General features: G+C 38.8%; 23 protein-coding genes and 1 tRNA gene. 11 read left to right on the plus strand and 13 right to left on the minus strand.

All coding sequences use genetic code 11. The annotated features are described in order from the left end of the window. Nucleotides 1-16 precede the first annotated feature (16 nt). A complete protein-coding gene (locus tag CVP05_RS10195; protein WP_100289463.1) occupies nt 17-1,465 on the plus strand; it encodes a DASS family sodium-coupled anion symporter in 1,449 nt (482 codons plus the stop codon). A gap of 81 nt (nt 1,466-1,546) precedes the next feature. Here the strand turns inward: CVP05_RS10195 and smpB are convergent, their stop codons facing one another. After that, nucleotides 1,547-2,029: an SsrA-binding protein SmpB gene (gene smpB / locus CVP05_RS10200; protein WP_100289464.1), complete on the minus strand. Its 483-nt coding sequence runs from the start codon at nt 2,027-2,029 to the stop codon at nt 1,547-1,549. 184 nt (nt 2,030-2,213) lie between these two features. Between smpB and pmbA the strand changes: the two genes are divergently transcribed. After that, a complete protein-coding gene (pmbA, locus tag CVP05_RS10205; RefSeq protein WP_100289465.1) occupies nt 2,214-3,566 on the plus strand; it encodes a metalloprotease PmbA in 1,353 nt (450 codons plus the stop codon). Between the two features lie 277 nt (nt 3,567-3,843). Continuing rightward, on the plus strand, nt 3,844-4,383 hold the full coding sequence (gene hpt, locus CVP05_RS10210; protein ID WP_100289466.1) for a hypoxanthine phosphoribosyltransferase: 540 nt from the start codon (nt 3,844-3,846) through the stop codon (nt 4,381-4,383). Between the two features lie 137 nt (nt 4,384-4,520). On the opposite strand, the gene CVP05_RS10215 is transcribed toward hpt, so the two are convergent. After that, complete coding sequence (locus tag CVP05_RS10215; RefSeq protein WP_100289467.1) at nt 4,521-4,853, minus strand: zinc ribbon domain-containing protein YjdM; 333 nt, start codon at nt 4,851-4,853, stop codon at nt 4,521-4,523. Nucleotides 4,854-4,985: 132 nt separating this feature from the next. On the opposite strand from CVP05_RS10215, the gene CVP05_RS10220 reads away from it, so the two are divergent. Next, nucleotides 4,986-5,537, plus strand: a complete 552-nt coding sequence (locus CVP05_RS10220) for a YtfJ family protein (protein WP_100289468.1) — start codon at nt 4,986-4,988, stop codon at nt 5,535-5,537. 39 nt (nt 5,538-5,576) lie between these two features. Here CVP05_RS10220 and CVP05_RS10225 read toward each other — a convergent pair whose 3' ends face one another. From CVP05_RS10225 to CVP05_RS10235, 3 genes are all read right to left on the minus strand, one after another. Further along, nucleotides 5,577-6,878 carry a nucleobase:cation symporter-2 family protein gene (locus CVP05_RS10225; protein WP_100289469.1) on the minus strand — a complete coding sequence of 434 codons (1,302 nt, stop codon included), beginning with the start codon at nt 6,876-6,878 and terminating at the stop codon, nt 5,577-5,579. Nucleotides 6,879-7,006: 128 nt separating this feature from the next. Further along, nucleotides 7,007-7,867: a phosphoribosylaminoimidazolesuccinocarboxamide synthase gene (locus CVP05_RS10230; RefSeq protein WP_100289470.1), complete on the minus strand. Its 861-nt coding sequence runs from the start codon at nt 7,865-7,867 to the stop codon at nt 7,007-7,009. A 74-nt stretch (nt 7,868-7,941) separates the two neighbouring features. Beyond that, nucleotides 7,942-10,398 carry a GDYXXLXY domain-containing protein gene (locus tag CVP05_RS10235; protein WP_100289471.1) on the minus strand — a complete coding sequence of 819 codons (2,457 nt, stop codon included), beginning with the start codon at nt 10,396-10,398 and terminating at the stop codon, nt 7,942-7,944. Nucleotides 10,399-10,529: 131 nt separating this feature from the next. Between CVP05_RS10235 and cmoB the strand changes: the two genes are divergently transcribed. From cmoB to arcA, 3 genes are all read left to right on the plus strand, one after another. Further along, nucleotides 10,530-11,495, plus strand: a complete 966-nt coding sequence (gene cmoB, locus CVP05_RS10240; RefSeq protein ID WP_100289472.1) for a tRNA 5-methoxyuridine(34)/uridine 5-oxyacetic acid(34) synthase CmoB — start codon at nt 10,530-10,532, stop codon at nt 11,493-11,495. A gap of 111 nt (nt 11,496-11,606) precedes the next feature. Continuing rightward, complete coding sequence (gene prfC / locus CVP05_RS10245) at nt 11,607-13,187, plus strand: peptide chain release factor 3 (RefSeq protein ID WP_100289473.1); 1,581 nt, start codon at nt 11,607-11,609, stop codon at nt 13,185-13,187. Between the two features lie 190 nt (nt 13,188-13,377). Then, complete coding sequence (gene arcA, locus CVP05_RS10250) at nt 13,378-14,088, plus strand: two-component system response regulator ArcA (RefSeq protein WP_100289474.1); 711 nt, start codon at nt 13,378-13,380, stop codon at nt 14,086-14,088. 5 nt (nt 14,089-14,093) lie between these two features. Here the strand turns inward: arcA and xerD are convergent, their stop codons facing one another. Continuing rightward, nucleotides 14,094-14,987: a site-specific tyrosine recombinase XerD gene (gene xerD, locus CVP05_RS10255; RefSeq protein ID WP_100289475.1), complete on the minus strand. Its 894-nt coding sequence runs from the start codon at nt 14,985-14,987 to the stop codon at nt 14,094-14,096. 171 nt (nt 14,988-15,158) lie between these two features. Between xerD and folX the strand changes: the two genes are divergently transcribed. The 4 genes from folX to CVP05_RS10275 all read left to right on the plus strand — a co-directional run bounded on the left by folX (nt 15,159) and on the right by CVP05_RS10275 (nt 19,361). Beyond that, nucleotides 15,159-15,530, plus strand: coding sequence for a dihydroneopterin triphosphate 2'-epimerase (gene folX / locus CVP05_RS10260; protein WP_100289476.1), 372 nt, complete (start codon nt 15,159-15,161; stop codon nt 15,528-15,530). 12 nt (nt 15,531-15,542) lie between these two features. Beyond that, nucleotides 15,543-17,570 carry a hypothetical protein gene (locus tag CVP05_RS10265; protein WP_100289477.1) on the plus strand — a complete coding sequence of 676 codons (2,028 nt, stop codon included), beginning with the start codon at nt 15,543-15,545 and terminating at the stop codon, nt 17,568-17,570. Between the two features lie 145 nt (nt 17,571-17,715). After that, nucleotides 17,716-19,083 carry a prephenate-dependent tRNA uridine(34) hydroxylase TrhP gene (gene trhP, locus CVP05_RS10270; protein WP_100289478.1) on the plus strand — a complete coding sequence of 456 codons (1,368 nt, stop codon included), beginning with the start codon at nt 17,716-17,718 and terminating at the stop codon, nt 19,081-19,083. A gap of 201 nt (nt 19,084-19,284) precedes the next feature. Then, nucleotides 19,285-19,361: transfer RNA gene (locus tag CVP05_RS10275), tRNA-Ile, on the plus strand. 93 nt (nt 19,362-19,454) lie between these two features. Here CVP05_RS10275 and yciH read toward each other — a convergent pair. From yciH to cmk, 7 genes are all read right to left on the minus strand, one after another. Continuing rightward, complete coding sequence (gene yciH, locus CVP05_RS10280) at nt 19,455-19,772, minus strand: stress response translation initiation inhibitor YciH (RefSeq protein WP_100289479.1); 318 nt, start codon at nt 19,770-19,772, stop codon at nt 19,455-19,457. Nucleotides 19,773-19,780: 8 nt separating this feature from the next. Continuing rightward, nucleotides 19,781-20,479 carry an orotidine-5'-phosphate decarboxylase gene (gene pyrF, locus CVP05_RS10285; protein WP_100289480.1) on the minus strand — a complete coding sequence of 233 codons (699 nt, stop codon included), beginning with the start codon at nt 20,477-20,479 and terminating at the stop codon, nt 19,781-19,783. A gap of 14 nt (nt 20,480-20,493) precedes the next feature. After that, on the minus strand, nt 20,494-21,681 hold the full coding sequence (gene lapB / locus CVP05_RS10290) for a lipopolysaccharide assembly protein LapB (protein WP_100289481.1): 1,188 nt from the start codon (nt 21,679-21,681) through the stop codon (nt 20,494-20,496). 2 nt (nt 21,682-21,683) lie between these two features. Continuing rightward, the gene (locus CVP05_RS10295) at nt 21,684-21,974 is read right to left on the minus strand and encodes a LapA family protein (protein ID WP_100289482.1); all 291 of its coding nucleotides are present in this window, start codon (nt 21,972-21,974) and stop codon (nt 21,684-21,686) included. A gap of 129 nt (nt 21,975-22,103) precedes the next feature. Next, nucleotides 22,104-22,388 carry an integration host factor subunit beta gene (locus tag CVP05_RS10300; RefSeq protein ID WP_100289483.1) on the minus strand — a complete coding sequence of 95 codons (285 nt, stop codon included), beginning with the start codon at nt 22,386-22,388 and terminating at the stop codon, nt 22,104-22,106. 50 nt (nt 22,389-22,438) lie between these two features. After that, nucleotides 22,439-24,088 (minus strand): 30S ribosomal protein S1, encoded by a 1,650-nt coding sequence (rpsA, locus tag CVP05_RS10305; RefSeq protein ID WP_100289484.1) that lies wholly within the window; start codon nt 24,086-24,088, stop codon nt 22,439-22,441. Nucleotides 24,089-24,189: 101 nt separating this feature from the next. Next, nucleotides 24,190-24,864, minus strand: a complete 675-nt coding sequence (gene cmk, locus CVP05_RS10310) for a (d)CMP kinase (RefSeq protein WP_100289485.1) — start codon at nt 24,862-24,864, stop codon at nt 24,190-24,192. Nucleotides 24,865-24,871 lie beyond the last annotated feature (7 nt).

Consider the following 24,871-nt stretch of genomic DNA (forward strand, 5'->3'; position numbering starts at 1 on the left):
TTTAAGGAGAGATAAGATGGCAAACACATCTATACAGGTCAAAGCAGGTTTCCAATGGCAGGGCTTGCTTATTTCTGTCATTGTCGGGGTTGGAATTTATGCCCTTCCTATTCCAGAAGGGCTAACATCACAAGCATGGGGGATGTTAGCGCTTTTTATTGCAACTATTGTCGCGATTATTGCTAAAGCAATGCCAATGGGGGCAGCAACCTTAGTCGCGCTGGTGATTAGTGGTTTAACTGGATTAACACCACTCAGCGGGGGAAAAGACAATGTCAGCATGCTTTCGGGCTTTTCCAATGGTACTATTTGGTTAATTGGTATCGCGATGTTCTTATCGCGTGCCGTTATCAAAACAGGACTTGGGCATCGTATTGCATTATATTTTATCTCAAAATTTGGTAATCGTATGATGGGAGTGGCTTATGGCATCGCACTGGCTGATACGATTATTGCACCAGGTATCCCCTCAGCTTCTGCACGAGGAGGCGGTATCATGTATCCAATTATGCAATCAATTGCCGACACCTATGACTCGAAGCCCGGCCCCACAGCAAGACGGGCTGGTGCTTTTCTTGCTATTGTCGTCTCACAAATTGATACCATTGTCTGTACTATGTTTTTAACGGCTATGGCTGGAAATCCACTTATTGCAGAACTTGCTTCCAGTCAAGGCATTCAAATCACATGGATGACCTGGTTTTTAGGCGCTATCGTTCCTGGCATTGTGAGTTTAATTGTCTTGCCTTATTTGGTGTATTTAATTTATCCACCTGAACTGAAAAAAACGCCTAAAATGGCTGAAATGGCGAGCGAACAGCTAAAACAAATGGGGAAAATGAGCACTGCGGAATGGATTTTAGCCCTTGATTTTATTCTATTGTTATTCCTTTGGACTGTCGGTGATCTATTATTTGGTATTCCAGCCACCGTTTCCGCTTTTATCGGGTTGGTTATCTTGTTATTCACAAATATTATGACCTGGAAAAATATTGTTGAGGAAACAACCGCTTGGGATACAATGTTTTGGTTTGCTGTTTTAGTAATGATGGCAACTGCATTGAACAAATACGGCGTAATTAGCTGGATTTCTACTCATATTTCATCATCTATCGGAATGTTTAGTTGGCCTGTTGCATTTACAATATTGGTATTAGTCTATTTTTATACTCGTTATTTCTTTGCTTCAGCGATGGCTCATATTTCGGCAATGTATTTGGCCTTTTTAGCGGCTGCAATTGCCGTCGGTACGCCACCTATGATCGCAGCCATTGGTTTAGGCTACACTTCAACATTATCAATGAGCCTAACACAATATGCCGGAGGACCTGGACCCGCTTTATTCGGTTCTGGTTATAATACTACTGGACAATGGTGGGGTGTCAGTTTTGTCATTTCTCTTGCTTCATTAGCCATCTGGTTTGGTGTTGGTGGGCTTTGGATGAAAGTACTTGGCTGGTGGTAAACGTCCTATAATCCATGATGGACTACACTTATATATTAATTTCATGGTGGGCATTGCCCACCTTGACAAACTTTAGCGCACTTAGCCTCGAATTGCATTCTTCATAATCCGTTCTTTTGTCCGCTTCCATTCTTGCTCTTTAATATCCTCACGTTTATCATGTTGTTTTTTCCCTTTCGCTAAGCCAATTTTGACTTTGGCCCAAGCCTGCTTCCAATAAAGGGATAAGGCCACTATAGTAAACCCGTCTCGATTCACTTTTCCAAATAAAGAATCCAGTTCTTTTTTATTTAATAACAGCTTACGAGTACGAGTAGGATCACAAACAACATGTGTTGAAGCCACACTCAGCGGGGTAATCGTTGCACCAAACAAATAGGCTTCCCCATTTTTAAAAATCACATAGCTATCACTGATATTCGCTTTCCCCGCACGCATAGATTTCACTTCCCAGCCCTGTAGTTCTAGGCCTGCTTCAATTTCATCTTCAATAAAATAATCATGTCTTGCACGTTTGTTAAGTGCAATCGTATTGGAAGTTGGTTTTAATTTTTTCTTTGCCATGCTCAATCTTTAATTTCATTTATCTTATGTAGAACTGAGAATTTTACCTAATCCAACAGGATCTCGTCTAGTATAAATAGGGGTATTTATTATGTAAAACGTATTTCTATACGTTTTCGCATTGGTGCTTCTCATACAATGAGGTAAAATAGCCAAAAAGACAACTAAAATATGAGGGGTACCTATGGATATTGCGTTAAATTCAACCGAATTTTTAACACAACAAGAAACTCAATTGCGTGATGCTGTCAGCTATGCAATTGAATTAGCAACTAAAGCTGGAGCTACCTCAGAAGTTGCAGTCACAAAAGTGAGAGGATTATCAATTTCTACCCGTTTAATGGAATTAGAAAATGTTGAGTTTAATAATGATGGTGCATTAGGCATTTCTGTTTATTTAGGACAACAAAAAGGCAATGCTTCTACTTCCGATCTCAGCCACGATGCCATTAAAAAAACCGTAGAAGCCGCATTAGCTATCGCAAAACACACCTCTGAAGATGACTGCACGGGATTAGCGGATAAAGAATTAATGGCCTTTGATGCCCCCAATTTAGATCTTTATCACGAAGCAGAGGCTGATTTAGATATTTTATTAGGCACGGTGATCTCCGCAGAAGCTGAAGCATTACGTGAAGATCGTATTATTAATAGTGAAGGTGCTGCATTTAACTCCCATCAAGGTGTACGCGTTTACGGTAATAGCCATGGCATGTTGCAAAGCTATTTATCCAGTCGCTATTCGTTATCTTGCTCTGTCATTGCTGGCGTAGGCGATCAAATGGAGCGAGATTATGAATATACCATCTCTCGCAATATGGATACGCTCAAATCTCCTCAATGGGTGGGTATGAATTGTGCGACTAAAGCCATATCACGCCTCAATCCACAAAAAATCGCAACACAACAAGCACCGGTTATTTTCTATAATGATGTTGCAACAAGCTTAATTTCTCATTTAGCCGCTGCCATTAGCGGTGGCAGCTTATATCGCAAATCAAGCTTCTTGCTCGACCATTTAGGAGAACAAGTCCTGCCAGATTGGTTCCACATTCAAGAACGCCCTCATTTGTTAGGACAACTTGCCTCTACGCCATTTGATAGTGAAGGCGTACGCACTGTTGAGAGAAATATTATTGATCAAGGCATTTTGCAAACTTACCTATTAACCAGTTACAGTGGACGTAAATTAGGAATGCAAAGCACAGGGCATGCTGGTGGTATTCATAACTGGCAAGTGCAATCTAATACGAAAGGCGGATTAACAAAATTGTTAAACGAAATGGGAACCGGATTATTGGTAACCGATTTAATGGGGCAATCCGTCAACTTAGTCACGGGTGATTATTCTCGTGGAGCCGCGGGTTTTTGGATCGAAAACGGGGAAATTAAATACCCAGTCGCGGAAATTACAATAGCGGGCCAATTAACCGATATGTTCAAAAATATTGTTGCAGTTTCTGATGACATCGAGCGTCGCTCTAATATCCAAACCGGTTCGATTTTATTAGAGCAAATGAAAATTTCAGGCAATTAAACTGAAAATGAGAATAATTCCTATTGACAAAGAAATTTTATTTGCTAAGATATGCTCATCCTGTTAGAAAGTGCGGTGACATTTGGCAATGTTTTGAGAGGGCAATGCTAAATAAAGCAGCTTAAAATACTCATTAACAGGTAGAGTAGAAAGTAAATTCGTTAGGGTTAATGAAAGAGTCGGAGCTATCTCCGACTTTTTTTTCAATTTTTTCCAATCAAGCATAAAGGAACTGGTATAATTCCCTTATTTAGAATAAGTGTATTAAGGAAGAAAAATGAAAAAACACCATGTAGAAACATTAATTGCAAAAGAAGATGTCATTTCCCGTATCGCGGAATTAGGACAGGAAATTACACAGTTTTATCAACATCAACACGCGGAAAAATTAATTGTCGTTGGGCTACTTAAAGGCTCTTTTATGTTTATGGCTGATTTAGTACGAGAAATTAATTTACCCGTCGAAATTGAGTTTATGACCACATCAAGCTATGGCTCCGGCATGACCAGTAATCATGATGTCAGAATTAGCAAAGATCTTGATGGCGATATTAAAAATGAACATGTCCTGATTGTAGAAGACATCATTGATACCGGATATACCTTACAAAAAGTACGTGAAATATTAAATCTACGTGAACCACGTTCTCTTGCGATTTGCACACTACTTGATAAACCTTCTCGCCGTGAAGTTGATGTGGCTGTTGACTGGATCGGCTTTGCAATACCGGATAAATTTGTTGTCGGCTATGGCATTGACTATGCACAACGTCATCGCAATCTAGGCTTTATTGGTCATGTGGTAATTGATGAGTAATAGACAAGTGATCTGTGCTTTCCCACATTGAATGTCTGACAGAAAAAACAGATCACTGATTTAAAAGACGTTATAAATCCATATCTCAATCCCCAAAAGCGCTTAACTCGATCTCGGGCAAATGTTATATAGAATGATTATGCTTTTTTCAAAAATTCTGATTTTAACGAAAAACTTTGCCCGTCAATTTTACAATCCACATCATGATCGCCATCAACCAAACGAATATTTTTCGCTTTTGTGCCTTTTTTTAACACAATAGAAGAACCTTTAACTTTTAAATCCTTAATTAAAATCACTGAATCGCCATCTTGTAACACATTGCCATTACTATCTTTAAATACTTTTTCATCACTTTCAGCGACGGACTCTTCTGCCCATTCATGACCACAATCGGGGCATACAAAATGAATAGTATCGTGATAAACATATTCTCCGGCGCAATGCGGACAAACGGGTAATTGCTCCATAATTTTTCTCCTTAATCAATATTTGACTTAGTATATCATCTCACAAGATAAAATAAGTCCTCTGATTTGCTCAAAAAAAATTTTTGCTTAAAATGACCGCACTTTTTCATCTAAAAAACGTTAAGGATAATTATGAAAAAATTTCTTCCCCCTTTAGTTATGAGCTTATTATTTAGCCATTCCACTTTGGCACATAATGTCCAACTTAATCAACCTTTACCCGCAATCAATGTCAATAATGATGGCGAAATTCTATTTGACAACGCGATTAGTTATAAAAATTGGCACTCTACCTCTTTAGCCGGAAAAGTCCGAGTGATACAACATATTGCCGGTCGTAGTAGTGTAAAAGAAAAAAACCAAGCATTAATTGATGCCATTAAAGCAGCTAATTTTGATCGGAGCAAATATCAAACGACAACAATCATTAATGCGGATGATGCTGTTATCGCTACTGGGCCTTTTGTTAAAAGCAGTGCGGAAGACGGTAAAAAACAAAATCCACATAGCCAAGTGGTATTAGATCAGAAAAGTGCGGTTAAAAACGCTTGGAATTTAAAAGAGAAAGAAAGCTTTATTGCGGTATTAGATAAAAACGGCAAGGTTCAATTTGTTGCAGAAGGGAAACTTTCCCCCGAGCAAATACAACAAATCATTAAGCTAGTTCGCCATTTAACTCAATAATCTATGATGGGGCAGTTATTCACTGCCCCATATTGCGTTTTATGACTGTGTTTTTTTATCTTCAGGTAACACAAGATTTAAGATGAGCGCTAATAATGAGCCGACGGTAATCCCAGACCCCAGCACTTCTTTAAAAAAGTGCGGTAGCTTATCTAAAAGTTCTGGACGAGTTGTTACCGCTAAGCCACACCCTATCGAAATAGCAATAATCAATCCATTACGGCGACTACGTTCAATGTTATCTAACATTTGAATTCCAGCGGCGATAATCATAGCAAACATCGTTAACCCTGCCCCACCTAGCACAGGTAATGGAATAGAGACAATTAATGCGCCAAATACAGGAAACAACCCGGCTAACACTAATAATCCCCCCGTCAATGCAACAACATAACGGCTCGCGACGCCAGTTAATGAGATGACACCAATATTTTGAGAAAAAGATGAAAAAGGTGTTGTCGACATCACCGCAGCTAATGCTGAACCTAAACCATCACACAATACCCCACCGCGTAAATGTTTCCCCGTGATTTCGGTCTTAGTGGCATTTCCTAGTGCTAAAAAGTTACCGCTAGACTCTACGATAGTAACTAAATACGCAATGCTCATCCCGATAATCCCAGAAATCGGAAACGACAAACCAAAATGTAGCGGTTGTGGCACGGCAAAAGTTTGTGCGGATTTAACCCCTTCAAAGCTCACCCAACCTAATGCTAGCGCAACAATATATCCCGTCATCATGCCGATCACAATCGCAGCAGCAGAGAAAATACCTTTACCCCACTGAACCAACACGACGACAATAATGAGCACAAAAGACGCCATCATCAAATTTTCCGGTGTCGCATAATGCGCATCACCACGTTGCCCACCTGCAAACCAGTCAACCGCAACAGGAATCAGACTTAACCCGATCATCATTACCACAGTTCCCGTTACGACCGGCGGAAAAAGCTTGCGGATATAAGGCATGAAAAAACTGCCGACAATCATGACTACAGAACCGGCTAAAGAAGCCCCCATAATACCAGCTACACCATGCTCACTAAAACCAATAGCTAAAGCTGCTGCAACAAAGGTAAAACTGGTTCCCATGACACTTGGTAAGCGAATACCGATTGGGCCAATGCCTCGACATTGCACAATCGTCACAACACCCGAAATCAACAATGCTGCATTGACTAATGTAATCGTATCTGCCGTTGGCAATTTCAGCACATTGCCGATCACAAGTGGCACGGCAATAATACCGCCCAACGCTGCTAACAAATGCTGAGCAGCTAATAATAAACTCAAACCAAATGGTGGTTTGTCTTCAACAGAATAAAGTAAATTATTCATGAAACCTCGCAAAAGAAAAAATTTAAGTTGCGCATTATACGCTGATTTTTAGCTTAGGCAATCGTTTGCCCATAAGAAAGAAATCCTCCTATTCACCAGGAGGATTTTCTTCAATCATTACATTCGGTCTATTTCGTCAACAAATCTAACGCTTCTTGATACTTCGCAACTGTTTTTTCAATGACATCTGCTGGTACTTTTGGCGCTGGCGGTTGTTTATTCCAGCCACTTTGCTCTAGCCAATCACGCACAAATTGTTTATCGAAAGACGGTGGATTCGTGCCTTCTTGATAAGTATCGACTGACCAAAAACGGCTAGAGTCAGGCGTTAATACTTCGTCCATTAAGGTGAGCGTGCCGTTTTCATCTAGACCAAATTCAAATTTGGTATCACAAATAATAATACCTTTGGTTAAGGCATAATCTGCTGCTGCCGTATAAAGGGCAATCGCTTTTTCTTTCACTTGAGCCGCTAATTCTTTACCAATTAAGGCTTCACATTGGGCATAGCTAATATTTTCATCATGATCGCCCACTTCTGCTTTGCTGGACGGTGTGAAAATCGGTTCCGGCAATTTGCTTGCTTCAACGAGACCTTCGGGTAATTTTAAACCGCAAATAGTGCCGGTTTTTTGATAATCTTTTAAACCGCTGCCGGTTAAATAACCGCGTACGATAGATTCGATTTTCACTGGGGTTAAGCGCTTACACACCACCGCGCGATCTTTTACTAAATCGGCCTCCGCTTTCGGCAGTACATCATACACCGTTTCACCCGTGAAGTGATTCGGCATAATATGAGCCAGTTTGTTGAACCAGAAATTAGAAATTTGGGTCAAAATTTCCCCTTTGCGTGGAATCGGCTCTTCTAAAATTACGTCAAAAGCTGATAGGCGATCAGTTGCTACCATCAACATACGTTTGTCGTCGATTTCATATAAATCACGCACTTTACCGGAATAAATTTTTTTAAGGCTGAGTTGTGTCATTGAATTATCCTTGAGAGTCAAAAAATTTAGCAAAATTATACCGCACTTTTTAAGCAAACGTTTGCGATTTTTTCCTACAACGGTTTTTTCTGTTCATCTAACAAACGATATAACAAGACTTTACCGTTGTTAAAACGATATTCGCCATATTTCGCTTTTGCATAATGCTCGCCTTGTCCTTCCGGAAAGAAATAGCTTTGTCCCGGCATTTCAACACGCCAGCGACTTACCGCAGTTAACGGTAAATAAATGTTTGGTTGGCAATTGGAAAAATCCGTTGGAGGTTCTACTTCCAAGCGACAAAACTCCGCCACATGTTCTTTATTCTGTTTCAACAAAATATAAAAATGGGTATGAGTCAATTGCTCACTATCATAAGTCCCTTGTTTAAACTCAGCCAATGCCGCCTGAGCTTGCTCTAATATCTCATAATTCAACTCCATATAATCGCCTTGCATTAAGGAACGGGGATCAACTGGCGCTAATTTTAAGATAATCGGTATACCGCTATTCAGTACATTTTCGTTTTTGATGATTGCGTAATTGGCAATACCTAAAACCAACAATGTTACAGCACAAATCGTGGCCACGACTTTATCAAAAAGTGCGGTGAATTTTTCAGTCGTTTTTGGATTTTCTGCGTTATTTTTGCGATTAAAAATTAGAACAAATAAGAAAATCAGACCACTAAAAACTAATAATCCTGATTTATACAACAACGGTATCGGCAACAAGTAATAATATATCGTTAAATGGACAATCATCACGACCACTGCTAGCACGAATAATCGGTTGCTTTTTAGCGGATAAGCAAGCAGTAATAAGCTAAGACAGAAAATAATATTTACCTTAGCAACAAAACACACAGAAAATAATACGATTACAACAAAATGCAGCAGATTAAATCTCGTTTGTCGATATTGCAGTAGATAAATTACCGCTGGGGAAAATGCCAAAAGCAAATGACTAACCCAGGCAATAGTCAGTTGTTGTGGTTTGAAAACATCGGCTGTAACTACATTAAAAAATTGTCTGAAAGATTCTACAGGTAGTAATGACCTTTCCATTCCATACAATGAAATCAAACTGAAAGCGGACCAATAACGCTGTACGACTAAAACTATTGAAAATAAAACTAATGCCCATAAAATCGGCATAAAGCGCACTGCATTTTTCGGACTTCTAGCTAAATAATATCCCACTCCTAATGCAGCTAAAGCCATAATATATGGAATTAAAGGCAGTAAATAGGCATAACTCAATTGAGAGGTGTAAACTCTGTAATAACCTACGAAATCCAGCAGCGTCCATAAAATCAGCCCTGCTGTAAAAAAACGTATCCAACTTGCTGAAATTTTATAATAAATAAACCCACATAATGGTATGGTCAGCAATATTATAATGTTGTGCTCCATCACCCGTAAGTAATGTTCAAGATAAAGAACCTGAAAATATATATGACACAATAACAGGCCACAGGCGATGAGCATTTCACTAAAATACTGATTTTTGCTTTCTTTATTTTGGATCCCTAAATAACCGCTCAGCAAAAAGACAGATCCGACAACAATCAAGCCTGTTTCACTTCCGACACTCATCAGCAAAAATGCAACCAGCAGCGCGACACCCAAAAAGATAAGCGCTAACAACATCACATTAACAGATGTGGGAAATTTACGCTCCGGGTAGGTTTCACAATACCAATCTTTTAGCAACCAACCACTCATAGCGACAAAAAATAAAGTGAACAAGGACATGAATAAAAAGGTGACAAATTTATCATGACTGTTATTTACTATCAATACATTTACACTGATTACTGCAGCAACAAAATGAATAGCTAGAACAATAATATCATCAGAATATTTTTTATAGAGGAAGAACAATACGCCGATTATGATCAAGGCTATCAATACATATTCAACCTCAATAAACCCAGCCACAACAAGGCTTCCAACTAGTAGCGTATTGATAATTTTCGGTTGAACTCTCCATGTATCATTTAACCATTTAAACTTAAATTCGGCACAACATAATAACAGCGCATTAAATATGACAATTCCCCAAACCAACACATCAATATCATAAAAACGACAGTACAACCCCACCGCTAAATTTGATGTAGCAATAAACAACAACCCACTGCCGATATTCCGCAACACTAACAATAGAGGGATTTGTAATACAGACCATAAGGCAAATAACTGCCAAGGGTCAGCGCCGGTTTGGTAAATCTGTCCGATTAAAGCAAATAAAACCCCAATCACCACTGTCGCAAGAAAAACGGCTACATCAGTTTTAAATCTGGTTTGATTTTTCTGTATTTCCCGCCAATAACAAAATAGAGAAATCACACTCATTGCCACAAACAGCCCTTGTGTGGCATAGAGTTTTTGGAATTTGGATAATGCCTCCCAGTTCGCTGCAATAAAAGTCACCACACCACTGGCAAATAATCCCGCACCAAGCAAGACGAATAATACGCGTAAATAATGTGTCCAAGACTGATTGAAAGGGCTGCCTACTTGCATATTCACATCCTTAGTTTTCACTCGTTTTCGGTTTTTTAAATAATTTTCATCATATCGGATTTATCGTAATAAAACAATTCTCTAAAATTATGGCATAATAGACCGCACTTTTAATCTTATTAATGAACACTATGATCGATTTTCGCCCTTTTTATCAACAAATCGCTACCACAAACCTTTCTCATTGGCTTGAGACTCTGCCATTGCAACTGAAACAATGGGAGAAACAAGCCCATGGCGATTATGCAAAATGGGCAAAAATTGTGGATTTTCTACCGCACTTAACAGCCGATCGCATTGATTTGAAAAGTGCGGTCAAATCGGAGAAAGATTTTCCTCTCACGGCGGGCGAACAACAGCGCATTATTCACCATTTAAAACAACTGATGCCTTGGCGCAAGGGGCCTTATCACCTCTACGGCATTCATGTCGATTGCGAATGGCGTTCGGATTTTAAATGGGATCGTGTCCTTCCCCATTTGGCGGATTTAAAAGATCGTACCATTTTAGATGTGGGCTGTGGCAGTGGCTATCATATGTGGCGTATGGTGGGTGAAGGCGCAAAAAACGTTGTGGGCATTGACCCAACAGAGCTGTTTTTATGTCAATTTGAAGCAGTGCGTAAGCTACTGAATAATGATCGTCGTGCCAATCTTATTCCACTCGGCATTGAACAAATGCAGCCGTTAGAAGCCTTTGATACCGTATTTTCGATGGGGGTGTTGTATCACCGAAAATCCCCCCTCGATCATCTTACCCAACTAAAAAATCAGCTAGTTAAAGGCGGGGAATTAGTATTGGAAACATTGGTCATCGACGGCGATATAAACCATGTGCTAGTGCCTGCTGACCGTTATGCGAAGATGAAAAACGTGTATTTTATTCCGTCCGTACCGGCACTGATTAATTGGTTGGAAAAATGCGGGTTCCGTAACGTGCGCTGTGTAGATGTCGAAGTGACCAGTTTAGAGGAACAACGCAAAACCGACTGGCTGGAAAATGAAAGCTTAATTGATTTCCTCGATCCACAAGATCATAGTAAAACCCTTGAGGGCTATCCCGCACCGAAAAGAGCGGTGATTTTAGCGAATAAATAGGATATAGTCACTGAACGATTGGTAATGTGATATAAATTTTAAATTATCGTGATTCAATATAAAATGTCGGGCATGGGACACCGTGTCTCTACAGAATGAAAGGAACAAATAATGTCATATCCACAAGAAGTGAATAAACGTCGCACCTTTGCGATTATTTCTCACCCCGATGCAGGTAAAACAACCATTACAGAAAAAGTATTACTATACGGAAATGCTATTCAGAAAGCCGGTTCGGTAAAAGGCAAAGGCTCGGCACAACACGCGAAATCCGACTGGATGGAAATGGAAAAACAACGCGGAATCTCTATCACGACGTCTGTAATGCAATTTCCTTATAATGATTGTTTGGTCAATCTATTAGACACACCAGGACACGAAGATTTCTCGGAAGATACTTACCGCACTTTAACCGCTGTAGACAGCTGTTTAATGGTTATTGACAGTGCTAAAGGGGTGGAGGAACGGACGATTAAACTTATGGAAGTCACCCGTTTACGTGATACGCCTATTCTGACTTTTATGAATAAATTAGACCGTGATATTCGTGATCCGATGGAATTATTGGACGAAGTGGAAAATGTATTGAATATTCACTGCGCGCCAATTACCTGGCCGATTGGTTGCGGAAAATTGTTTAAAGGAGTGTATCACCTCTACAAAGATGAAACCTATTTATATCAAACAGGACAAGGACATACCATTCAAGATGTGCGTATTATCAAGGGGTTAGCTAACGCTGAATTAGATGCTGCCGTTGGCGAAGATTTAGCTCAACAATTACGCAATGAATTAGAATTAGTGCAAGGCGCAAGTAATACATTTGATTTAGATAGCTTCTTGGCCGGTGAATTAACACCTGTATTTTTCGGCACTGCCTTAGGTAATTTTGGTGTGGATCATATGTTAGACGGTCTAACTCAATGGGCGCCAGCGCCACAAGCACGCCAAGCTGACAGTCGTTTAGTTGAATCTAACGAAAATAAACTCACGGGCTTTGTATTTAAAATTCAAGCCAATATGGATCCGAAACATCGAGATCGTGTCGCTTTTATGCGTGTTGTGTCAGGCAAATACGAGAAAGGTATGAAGCTCAAACATGTACGCATCGGCAAAGATGTGGTGATTTCTGATGCCTTAACCTTTATGGCGGGCGATCGTACCCATGCTGACGAAGCTTACGCTGGCGATATTATTGGCTTGCATAATCACGGTACCATTCAAATCGGTGATACCTTTACACAGGGTGAAGAGCTGAAATTTACCGGCATTCCTAATTTTGCTCCGGAATTATTCCGCCGCATTCGATTAAAAGATCCACTCAAGCAAAAACAATTGCTCAAAGGCTTGGTTCAACTTTCCGAAGAGGGCGCGGTACAAGTATTCCGTCCATTGATGAATAACGATCTGATTGTTGGCGCGGTAGGGGTATTACAGTTTGATGTGGTAGTTTCCCGCTTAAAATCGGAATATAATGTAGAAGCGATTTATGAAACCGTGAATGTCGCCACTGCCCGCTGGGTTGAGTGTAGCGATAATAAAAAATTTGAAGAATTTAAACGTAAGAATGAGCAACATTTAGCATTAGATGGTGGTGATAACCTCACATATATTGCACCAACGATGGTAAATCTTAATCTTGCTCAAGAACGTTATCCTGATGTCAGTTTCTTCAAAACACGTGAACATTAATCTATTTATTTAAAGGTATTATTTTTTATCTTTTTATGACGTAGATCATAATATTGAACACTAATTTAACATTTGTAACATTTTTGATTGTACTCAGATCAGACTGGCTATACAATCAACCTTGAAAATAACAATAACAAACTTTACAGGTCAAACAAAACAAGAGACCGATATTCTAAAAGGAAAAAATATGACAGCTCCACGAATTCTCGTTGTCGAAGATGAAGTCATTACACGTAATACATTAAAAAGCATTTTTGAGGCTGAAGGCTATGAAGTATTTGAAGCCTCAGATGGTGCACAAATGCATAAGATTCTTTCTTCCCAACAAATTAATCTAGTCATTATGGATATTAACCTACCTGGCAAAAATGGATTAATGTTGGCTCGCGAGTTGCGTGAAAATGTAGATACCGCACTGATGTTCCTCACGGGACGCGATAACGAGGTCGATAAAATTTTAGGTCTAGAGATTGGTGCGGACGATTATATTACCAAACCATTCAACCCTCGAGAACTCGCTATTCGTGCGCGTAATTTGCTGCAGAGAACAATGTCTGATAAAGATAAAAATCCTAAAGAACATATTGCACAATACCGTTTTAACGGGTGGGTTTTAGACGTCGATAGCCGCGCATTGATTAACCCTGAGGGTGAGGCGTTTCGCTTACCTCGCAGTGAGTTTCGGGCAATGCTTCATTTCTGTGAAAACCCAGGCAAAATACAAACTCGTGATGACTTATTGAAAAAAATGACCGGACGTGAACTAAAACCACATGATCGTACGGTTGATGTCACTATCCGTCGTATTCGCAAACACTTTGAAGATCATCCTGATACTCCGGAAATTATTGCTACTATTCATGGTGAAGGCTATCGCTTTTGTGGTGATATTGAATAACCTTGCTAACCGCGAGGGTGAAAGCGTTCATGTAGGCGCTTTAATCTTTCTTTAGCTACATGAGTATAAATTTGAGTGGTGGATAAATCGCTATGTCCTAGTAACATTTGTACCACCCTCAAATCCGCGCCATGATTAACTAAATGGGTTGCGAATGCATGACGTAAAACATGAGGCGATAAACTGTCGGAATCAATACCCGCTAATACTGCGTAATATTTAATACGGTGCCAAAAGGTCTGTCTTGTCATCTGTCCCCCTAAGCGGCTTGGAAACAACACATCAGAACTTTGCCCATTAAGCAATTGTCCTCGCCCATAAACCATAAATGCTTTAATCCAATCTACGGCCTCTTCCCCCATCGGTACTAAGCGTTCTTTATTTCCTTTACCAATGACACGTACAACCCCCTGGTTCAAACTAATATTATCCATTTGTAAAGAAACCAGCTCTGTCACCCGTAATCCTGTCGCATATAATAGTTCTAACATGGCTTTATCACGTAGCTCTAAAGCTATCTCAGGACTTGGTGCGTTTAATAAATTGCTTACTTGTTGCTCGGTTAAATATTTGGGTAGACGGCTTGGTAACTTAGGAGAACTTAATACCGTACTTGGATCATCCTGACGATATTTTTCACGATATAAATATTGAAATAACTTACGCATAGCACTTAGCATCCGTGCTGAGCTGGTTGCTTTATACCCTTTCTCTAATCTCATGCCCATAAAGGTTTGTAAATCAACCGCATCCACAAATAATAATGTCTTACTTTGTTGCTCAAGCCAACTGCACAATGCCGTTAGATCTAATCGATAAGAGGCTACTGTATTTTCAGAGAGACCTTTTTCGATCCATAACTCCGTCAAAAACTGCTCAACCAAACTCATGTCTTTCATATTACATTTCCACATGATCTATTATTCACTTTATGCCTATAGTATAGCACGAAAGCGATTGTTCACTAAAAGTGCGGGCTTTTTCTAAAAACTTTTATCACAGTAATGAATTTAAGCGTAGAATTCGTTATACTGAATATAAATGGAATCTTCAATGGAGAAAATCGTGTTATGACCCAGCCCACTTCCATCGCGACCATTCAAATTAAAAATTTACGTTTACGTACATTTATTGGTATCAAAGAAGAAGAAATCAAGAATAAGCAAGATGTCATCATTCAAGTGCGTATCAAATACAACGCACATAAAGCAGCCATCAGCGACAATGTTGACGATGCCCTTAATTATCGCACGATAACCAAACATATTATTGAACATGTTGAAAACAACCGCTTTGCTTTATTAGAACGCATGGTCAAAGAAGTATTGGCAATTGTCAGTACACATACTTGGGTAGACTGGGCTGAAGTAGAAATTGCGAAACCATTTGCTTTGCGTTATGCCGATTCTGTTGCATTAAGTATGGAATATACCCGAATTTAATTGAGACATCTTATGAACAAAAAAACGAAAATCACATTAAATTTATCGATTATCGCTACCCTTCTTGCGGTCAGCGCACAGTTTTATACCAACTACAAAATTAATCAAACACTACAACAATTCCCTTATTATTTCAGTGATAAATTTATTATTCATGTCACACAGCCAAAAAATACTTTCTTTTCTCGTGAGCTTGTTTTTAGCCTTGAGAATTTACAAGATAAAGATCATGCCAAAACCGAGATTATCTCCACCAAATTGACTGCGCTACCTTTTGCTATCATTGCGAATTCTGAACTGCCTGCGCCACTAATTAAACAACTAAATGAAAAATTAAATATTACTATTGATGAAAATAGTATCCACAGTAAGTTTTCTGTTGTTGGTAATTACTTACAGTCTACTATGCAAACTAAATTTCGTGATTTTACCAATATCAACCAAGTATTAGAAACCAATTTAAATTTTGCTGCAAAAACCAAATTTGTTGAAATTAAAACCGCACTCTCCGCGTTTAACTATAATTCGGTGACAAAAATTGGTAAATTGACCGGTACCTATACATTAGAGCCTATGGGTGAGCATCGCTATGATTTAATTCAAGCCAATATCTCCATTGATAAACTCAATTTAACCGATGGCGAAAATAATAAATTTGATTTTGATAAACTCAATTATCAATTTGATAAATCATTTAATGAACAGACTTATAATCTCAATTTAGCATTGAATTATGATAAATTCACTTTTTCAGGCAAACAGAAAAACTTCGAAATACAAAACTCAACCATTACGGCAAATCAGGTTGAGATTCCTAATTATTTAAATTTCTATGAGAAATTTAAACAATTTAATGAAGAAAGTTCACTTAAAGATTTAGTGTTAACCGGATTAGATTATTTATTTGAAAATAAGCAATCTGAGTGGAAAATAAACGCTAAAGAATGGCGGATCAATGATAAAGAAATGCATCTTTCTACCTTGAAAAACCCATCTCTACGTTTAAATATTAACAATGAAAAAAAACAGCAAGCACAAATTACATCTAAATTCACACTAGATAGCTTTGTCACAGGTGAGCATTCTGATAAGAAAGTTCAAATTCAAGATATCACCGTTGAAAATCAAATTAGTGAGTTAAATTTAAGTGCGCATCTTAGTATGCTAAAAAAATATCTATTTGATCAAAACAATCAAGTTCCTTTCGATACTGAAAATTTTTTCAAAAAAGATAATCCTGCGTTTATTGAAGATTTAACCGCATTAATCCAAGAATATCATGCCCAGAATCAATCAAAAATTGCAGTAAAATCTATTGCTATCGACGATGAGTTTTCTTTAAAAAATCTCAATTTTGACTATTCAGATAAAGTCTCTTCTAACGATCAGCTTGAATTAAAACTCCATTTTCTCATTGATTCCTTAGAATTAAAAAATGAAAACGTTCAATTCACGCAATTAACAAGCACTATTCCTATAAATCTAGGCCCGCTTTCAACCATTTATCCAATATATTATTGTACAAATAATCTATTTGCTCTAACTTGTGCCAATAATATTGGTCAAAATACCTATGATAGCTTTATTAGCAAAGCCATTACGGATTTTCATCTCGATATTCCAGACGCTCATTTTTCTACCGAAATGGATACGCTACCAGCAAGCCAAAAACATCCACCTATCACAGCCTCATTAACCGCTTCTGTTAAGGCAATTCCTAATAAAAAACGAGCAGACTTCTTAGCCATTGGAGATAAATTAGAAAAAACCGATCTAAGCGCTCAACTCAATATTCCAGCTTCCTTAATTCAGGATATGTTTACAGATTCAGAGTCAGAAAGTACAAAACTTAAAATGCAAAGTAATGCATGGCTTAGTTTGTATCATCTCATCAAGACCGATAATAACGCCATTAACCCTATATTTGAGTTAAAAGATGATGCCTATGTTTCTGAATATATTCAAAAAGAAGGGAATATTCAGATTAACCAAAAATCACTAGAAGCCATTCGTGAAAGCGAAGTGCAAAAAGGGAACTAACTTATATGGAAGGCAATGCCTTCCATTGTTTTTTGTCTCATAATCTATTTACAAATCCACAAATAAGCCTAAAATGTGCGGTCTATTTTAGAAAAATTTTTCCTTTATGGAAAAAACTGACCTGACATCAGACTAAGAGAACATTATGACTACTCATTTTAAACCAGAGCTACTCTCACCAGCTGGCTCACTCAAAAATATGCGTTATGCCTTTGCCTATGGCGCAGACGCCGTTTATGCGGGACAACCGCGATATAGCTTACGTGTCCGCAATAATGAATTTAACCACGCTAATTTAAAAATTGGCATTGACGAAGCCCATGCATTAGGCAAAAAATTCTACGTAGTGGTGAATATTGCGCCACATAATTCTAAACTAAAAAGCTTCATCAAAGATCTTGAACCCATCGTTGCCATGAATCCTGATGCATTTATTATGTCAGATCCTGGCTTGATTATGTTAGTGCGTGAACATTTTCCTCATATGGATATTCACCTATCGGTTCAAGCCAATGCCGTCAATTGGGCTACAGTTAAGTTTTGGAAACAAATGGGCTTAACTCGTATTATCCTTTCCCGCGAATTATCACTGGAAGAAATTGCAGAAATCCGCCAACAAGTCCCAGATATTGAATTGGAAATTTTTGTACACGGTGCGCTATGCATGGCGTATTCTGGCCGCTGCCTACTTTCTGGCTATATCAATAAACGTGACCCGAATCAAGGTACTTGTACCAACGCCTGTCGCTGGGAATACAGTGTAAGCGAAGCTAAAGAAGATGAAGTGGGTAATATCGTTGAGCATAACGAACAAATCCCAATCAAAAATGTCGCACCAACTCTGGGAGAAGGTAATACCACGAATAAAGTGTTTCTGCTAGCTGAAAGCCAACGACCAGAAGAACAAATGTCCGCTTTTGAAGATGAACATGGTACTTATATCATGAACTCTAAAGATTTACGTGCAGTACAACATGTAGAAAAATTGGCCGCGCTCGGTGTGCATTCACTAAAAATCGAAGGCCGTACGAAATCTTTCTACTACTGCGCTCGCACAGCTCAAGTCTATCGCAAAGCAATTGACGATGCAGCAGCTGGCAAACCATTTGATGAAAGTTTAATGGACACCCTTGAATCTTTAGCCCATCGCGGTTACACCGAAGGTTTTCTGCGTCGTCATACCCATGACGAATATCAAAACTATGATTATGGCTATTCTATTTCTGAACGCCAACAATTCGTCGGTGAGTTTACCGGTGTGCGTAAAGACGGTCTAGCCGAAGTTGCCGTTAAGAATAAATTTTTGCTAGGTGACGAAGTGGAAATGATGACACCACAAGGTAATATCGTATTTAAAATTCAACATATGATCAATCGAAAAGGTGAGGCGGTCGAAGCTGCATTAGGTGATGGACATTTTGTTTTTCTTGATATTCCTGAAGACATGTCCTTAGATTACGCGCTTTTAATGCGTAATCTTGTTAACACGAATACAAGAAACCCTCATGCATAAAAAGTTAAAAAAATTCATTGCAAATGTTACAGAAATGTATATAATGAAGTCCATACCCTAAAAAAGTATGACTCCAAATATTTCGCCTTTCTTCTTTTTGGAAAGGCTTTTTTTTTTGCTTGAAATTCAATCATTCAAAAAACATCACCTAGACTTCACATAAAACTTTCACTATAATGACCGCACTTATCACACTGATAAGCCCCCATAGCTCAGTTGGTCAGAGCAGTCGACTCATAATCGATTGGTCACAGGTTCAAGTCCTGTTGGGGGCACCATTTTAGCTTCTAACGTTTTCAGTCATTCTCCCTTAAATAATAAAAAACCCCGTAATGTCATTACGAGGCTATAGTAATAAAATGAGAGAATCATCATCCACCAGCTAACTTAACGACAAATCCCTTTTGTTCCAATAGCTGTTTTAACAAATCTCGCTTTTCACCTTGAATTTCTATCACTCCACCTTTCACCGAACCACCACAGCCACAGCGTTTTTTAAGTTCAGCTGCTAATAGCTTAAGTTCACTATCCGATAAATCTAATCCAGTAATTAATGAAACACCCGCGCCTTTTCTTCCACTGGTTTGGCGTTGTATACGTACAATACCATCACCTTTAGGGCGCGGAGTTTCGGGCGCTTTGGTTTTAATACGCCCGCTTTCCGTAGAATATACTAATTCGCTCGTCATAGGATTGTTCAGCTTAACCCAAGAGACGCATTAATTTTCTTCAATACTTCCACTGGCGTGGTTGACTGGGTAATTGGACGTCCAATAACAAGATAATCAGAACCCGCCTGAATAGCTTCTGAAGGGGTCATCACTCGACGTTGATCGCCAACATCACTTCCTTCAGGACGAATACCCGGCGTGACTAATTTAAAATCTGCGCCACAAATTTCACGTAGAATGGCAACTTCTTGTGGAGAACACACTACACCATCTAACCCTGCGCGCTGAGTAAGGCGAGCTAACCGCATGACTTGCTCCATTGGAGAAGTATTAATACCAATTTGTAATAAATCTACATCTTCCATACTCGTCAGCACTGTGACTGAGATCAACAAAGGCGCATCTTTACCATAAGGTTCTAAAATACGCTTGGCTTCTTCCATCATACGCAAACCACCACTAGCGTGTAAATCAACCATCCACACCCCAAGATCTGCCGCTGAGCGCACTGCTCTTGCTACCGTATTTGGAATATCATGATATTTTAAATCAAGAAATACATCAAACCCTCTACTGTGCAACTGTTTAACAAACTCAGTACCTAAGGTTGTGAACATTTCTTTACCCACTTTTAATCGACATAAGCTAGGATCTATTTGGTCAACTAATGCTAAAGCTTCATGTTCGGTTTCATAATCTAAAGCAACAATAACTTTACTGTCCATGATTTTCCTCTTAATTAATTCTCTATACCACGAATCGGTTTAACACTCTCCCATTGACGACAAGACGGACAACACCAAGTGAGTTTATGGCTGTGATAGCCACAAGTCGTACAACGATAACTAAAGCTTTGTTTAATACGTTCTCCTACCATCTTATGCAACAAGATCAGGCTATCTCTTCCTCGCCCAGTCTCTGCTTCATCAATTTGGAATTGGATAAAACGATGAAAAATATACATGCTTGGATTTTTATGCAATTGCTGATAAAGTTTTGCTTGTGCTGAAGCTCGTCCATCTTGCTCTTCAATTAAATCAGCCAATGCTAGATCAATACTGCTATTACTCACTTGCTGACTCGCGCGAATTAAAAATAACTCAAAATTTTCTAAATGCCCAAGTTGTTGATAGCAATATTTTAAGGTATCTAATACCTCCCCAATATAAGCCGGATTTTGTTGTAAAATATTTTCTAAGTTTTTGACCGCACTTTGATAGTCACTTTCCTTAATCAACACCGAAGCAAGTAACATAGAAGCTCGGGCGCAGCTAGGTGAAACTCTGAGCGCTTCTATTAATAGTGTTTTAGGCTCACCTGTTCCATTTCTCAGCAGCTCATTAGCATATTCACAATAATAATGCGCTAATTCAATATTATTCTCTTTTGGCGCTATTTGTGCTAACTTTTGAGCCACATTGACTGCTTTTTTCCATTCTTTTGTTTTTTGATAAATTTTAGCAAGTTGCTGTAAAGCACCTTCCGCAAAATCCGGCTCATCTACTAGAATAATATATAAACTTTCAGCACGATCATAAAAACCTACCGTCATAAAATCTTTTGCTAATTGTTGTTTTGCTAACAATTTTTGCTCAAAACTATAATCAGGGCTACGATCTAAAGCTTGATGAATCCGCAAAGCGCGGTCAACTTCACCACGCGAACGAAATAAATTACCTAATGTCAGCTCTGCTTCAAACTGTGAACCGCTATCAATTTCATTTTCGGACTGCTGTTTTTGTAACATATCCAAAAATAAATCAACAGCTTTCTCTTGTTGATTAGATAACAAGAAGTTCACACCTGTGACATAATCACGGGATAGTTTATTACTAATATCTTCCTGATCTCGCTTTGCACTACGATGTCCCATGTACCAACCATAGGCCACCGCAATAGGCAAAAGCAAGAAAAGTAATTCAAGCATCACTACGCAGCCTTACGCGCTGTAGTGAGTTCGCTGATTTGCTGTGATTGGCGTTTGACCTGACGGTTTAATGCCATATTTTTAATCTTCAGTTTTAAATAAAAGAATCCAGTAATCAACCAACCAAGAATAAGCCCTAAGCCAAATAGAATAGCGACGAGAGTTGAAAGCTGAAGTTCACTTTGCGCCACGATATAATTGAAATGAATAACTTGATCATTATTCGCGCCAATTGTCACGGCAACAAGAATAATGGCTAATACGATCACAAAGCTTAAAATATACTTCAACATATTGTCCCCTTTTCAAATAACACAAATAATAGCTTCATTATGCCAAAAATAGCTACAAGGTTATAGCAAAAAATGATAATAAAAACAAAAAACGACACCCTAAAGTGTCGTTTTTATTAGTGAGTTAAATTATGCTTGCGCATCAACGCGCTCTCTCAGCTCTTTTCCCGCTTTAAAGTGTGGCACGCATTTTGCCTCTAATTTCACTTGTTCACCCGTTTTCGGATTACGTCCTAATCGCGGTTGACGAAAGTGTAATGAGAAGCTACCAAAACCACGCACTTCAATGCGGCTACCTTTTTCCAGTGATAAAGACATCTGTTCAAGAATTTCTTTTACAGCATTTTCAACACTTTTCATCGGGAGATTCTGGTTTTTAGCCACCAGATTTTCAATAAGCTCAGATTTAGTCATAATTTTCTCCTCATATAGCGAGTGAGTTACACCCGTTAATCGAACGTTAATTACTCACCTTTAGCAGCTTTGAAAGCTTCAGCCATAGCATTTGGAATAGCAACTTCTTCTTGTTTGTTATTCACATTTGCAACCGCTGCTGCTTCTTCAGCTTGATCTTTTGCACGAACAGATAAGTGAACAATACGCGCTTTGCGATCAACGCCAGTATATTTTGCTTCAACTACATCACCAGCATTAACTTCATCAGTTAAGTCTGCTGCACGGATAAAGCCTTCAACACCTGCATCTAATTCAACTTTAGCACCTTTGCTATCAGATTCAACTACTTTCGCGCTTAATACTGCACCTTTTTTAGTATCATTTACAAAGTTAGTAAATGGATCTGATTCTAATTGCTTGATACCTAAAGAGATACGTTCTTTTACTGCATCAACTTGTAATACTACAGCGGCAACTTCATCACCTTTTTTGTATGAACGAACCGCTTCTTCACCTGGTACATTCCAAGAAATATCAGATAAATGTACTAAACCGTCAATACCGCCTTCAAGTCCGATGAAAATACCAAAGTCAGTAATCGATTTAATTTTGCCTTCAACACGATCATTCTTATTGTGTGTCTCAGCAAATTGTTGCCATGGATTTGGTTTACATTGTTTTAAACCTAATGAAATACGACGACGCTCTTCATCAATCTCAAGCACCATCACTTCAACAACATCGCCAAGGCTCACAACTTTAGATGGGTGAATGTTTTTATTTGTCCAATCCATTTCAGAAACATGAACTAAACCTTCAACACCGTCTAAAATTTCAACGAAGCAACCATAATCTGTTAAGTTAGTTACTTTACCAGTTAATTTGCTACCTACTGGGTGATTTTCAGCAATCGCAACCCATGGGTCTTGACCTAATTGTTTTAAACCTAAAGAAACACGAGTACGATCTTTGTCAAATTTCAATACTTTAACTGTGATCTCATCACCAACATTAACAATTTCACTTGGGTGTTTAACACGTTTCCAAGCCATATCAGTGATATGCAATAAACCATCAACACCGCCTAAATCAACGAATGCACCGTAATCGGTCAAGTTTTTAACTGTACCTTTCACTTCTGCGCCTTCCGCTAAGTTCGCTAGAATTTCTTCACGATCTTGGCTATTTTCTGATTCGATAACCGCACGACGAGAAACCACGACATTATTGCGTTTTTGATCAAGCTTAATTACTTTAAATTCTAATTCTTTGCCTTCTAAATGCAAAGTATCGCGCACTGGGCGAGTATCCACTAAAGAACCCGGTAAGAATGCACGAACACCGTTTAGCTCAACTGTGAAACCACCTTTCACTTTGCCGTTGATTAAACCGACAACAGTAGCTTGTTCTTCGTATGCTTTTTCTAATTCAATCCAAGATTCATGACGTACAGCTTTCTCGCGAGAAAGTTTTGTTTCACCAAAACCGTCTTCTACTGCGTCTAAAGCTACATTAACAACGTCGCCAACTTGTACTTCTAATTCGCCTTGAGCATTTAAAAACTCTTCGACAGGAATTGCAGATTCTGATTTTAAACCAGCGTCAACAAGTACAAAGCCTTTTTGGATAGCAACAACAGTACCGCTAACGATTGAACCTTGACGAGTTTCAAGGTCTTTTAATGATTCTTCAAATAGTTGAGCAAAAGATTCAGTCATTTTTTAATCTTCTTTTTAATAAATAATAACGTCCACTCTACATTCCATTAAAAGTGGGGCTGATAATAAATGTCTATCCTTCCATGAATAAACGGGTTAGATTATAGTGATTTTAATTGTTGATGAATATAATTCAGGGCTGTTTCAATCACCTGTTCAATAGATAATACCGTTGAATCTAACAACAATGCATCATCGGCTGGAACCAATGGCGCGACCGCACGATTTCGGTCACGAAAATCTCGCGCCTTAATCTCGGCTAAAATCTCGTCAAAGTTACCATTAATTCCTTTGTTTTGCAACTGTTTGAGCCGTCTTTTTGCTCTTTCTTCTGCGCTCGCATCTAAAAAAATCTTCACTTGTGCATGAGGAAAGACTACCGTTCCCATATCTCGACCATCAGCCACCAATCCTTTTTCAGTGGCAAAATCTTGTTGACGCTGTAATAAAGCAGCTCGCACCAATGGAAAAACAGCTACTTGTGATGCGGCATCCGCAGTTTCCTGCGTACGAATTTGCTGACTCACATCCTCGCTGTTAAGCCAAACTGTCACTTCACCATTTTGGGGAATAAATTGTAAATCCAAATGACGGGCAACCTCAGCCAAAGCCTTTTCATCATCTAATGCAACACCTTTTTTCAAAGCTGCTAACCCTGTGACACGATAAATTGCCCCTGAATCTAACAAATTAAAACCTAATTTGTCTGCCAATGCGTAACAAAGTGTTCCTTTACCCGCACCACTTGGCCCGTCGACTGTAATAATCACGTTCATGCTTTAA

Source organism: Conservatibacter flavescens, from assembly GCF_002795425.1.
Classification (GTDB): domain Bacteria; phylum Pseudomonadota; class Gammaproteobacteria; order Enterobacterales; family Pasteurellaceae; genus Conservatibacter; species Conservatibacter flavescens.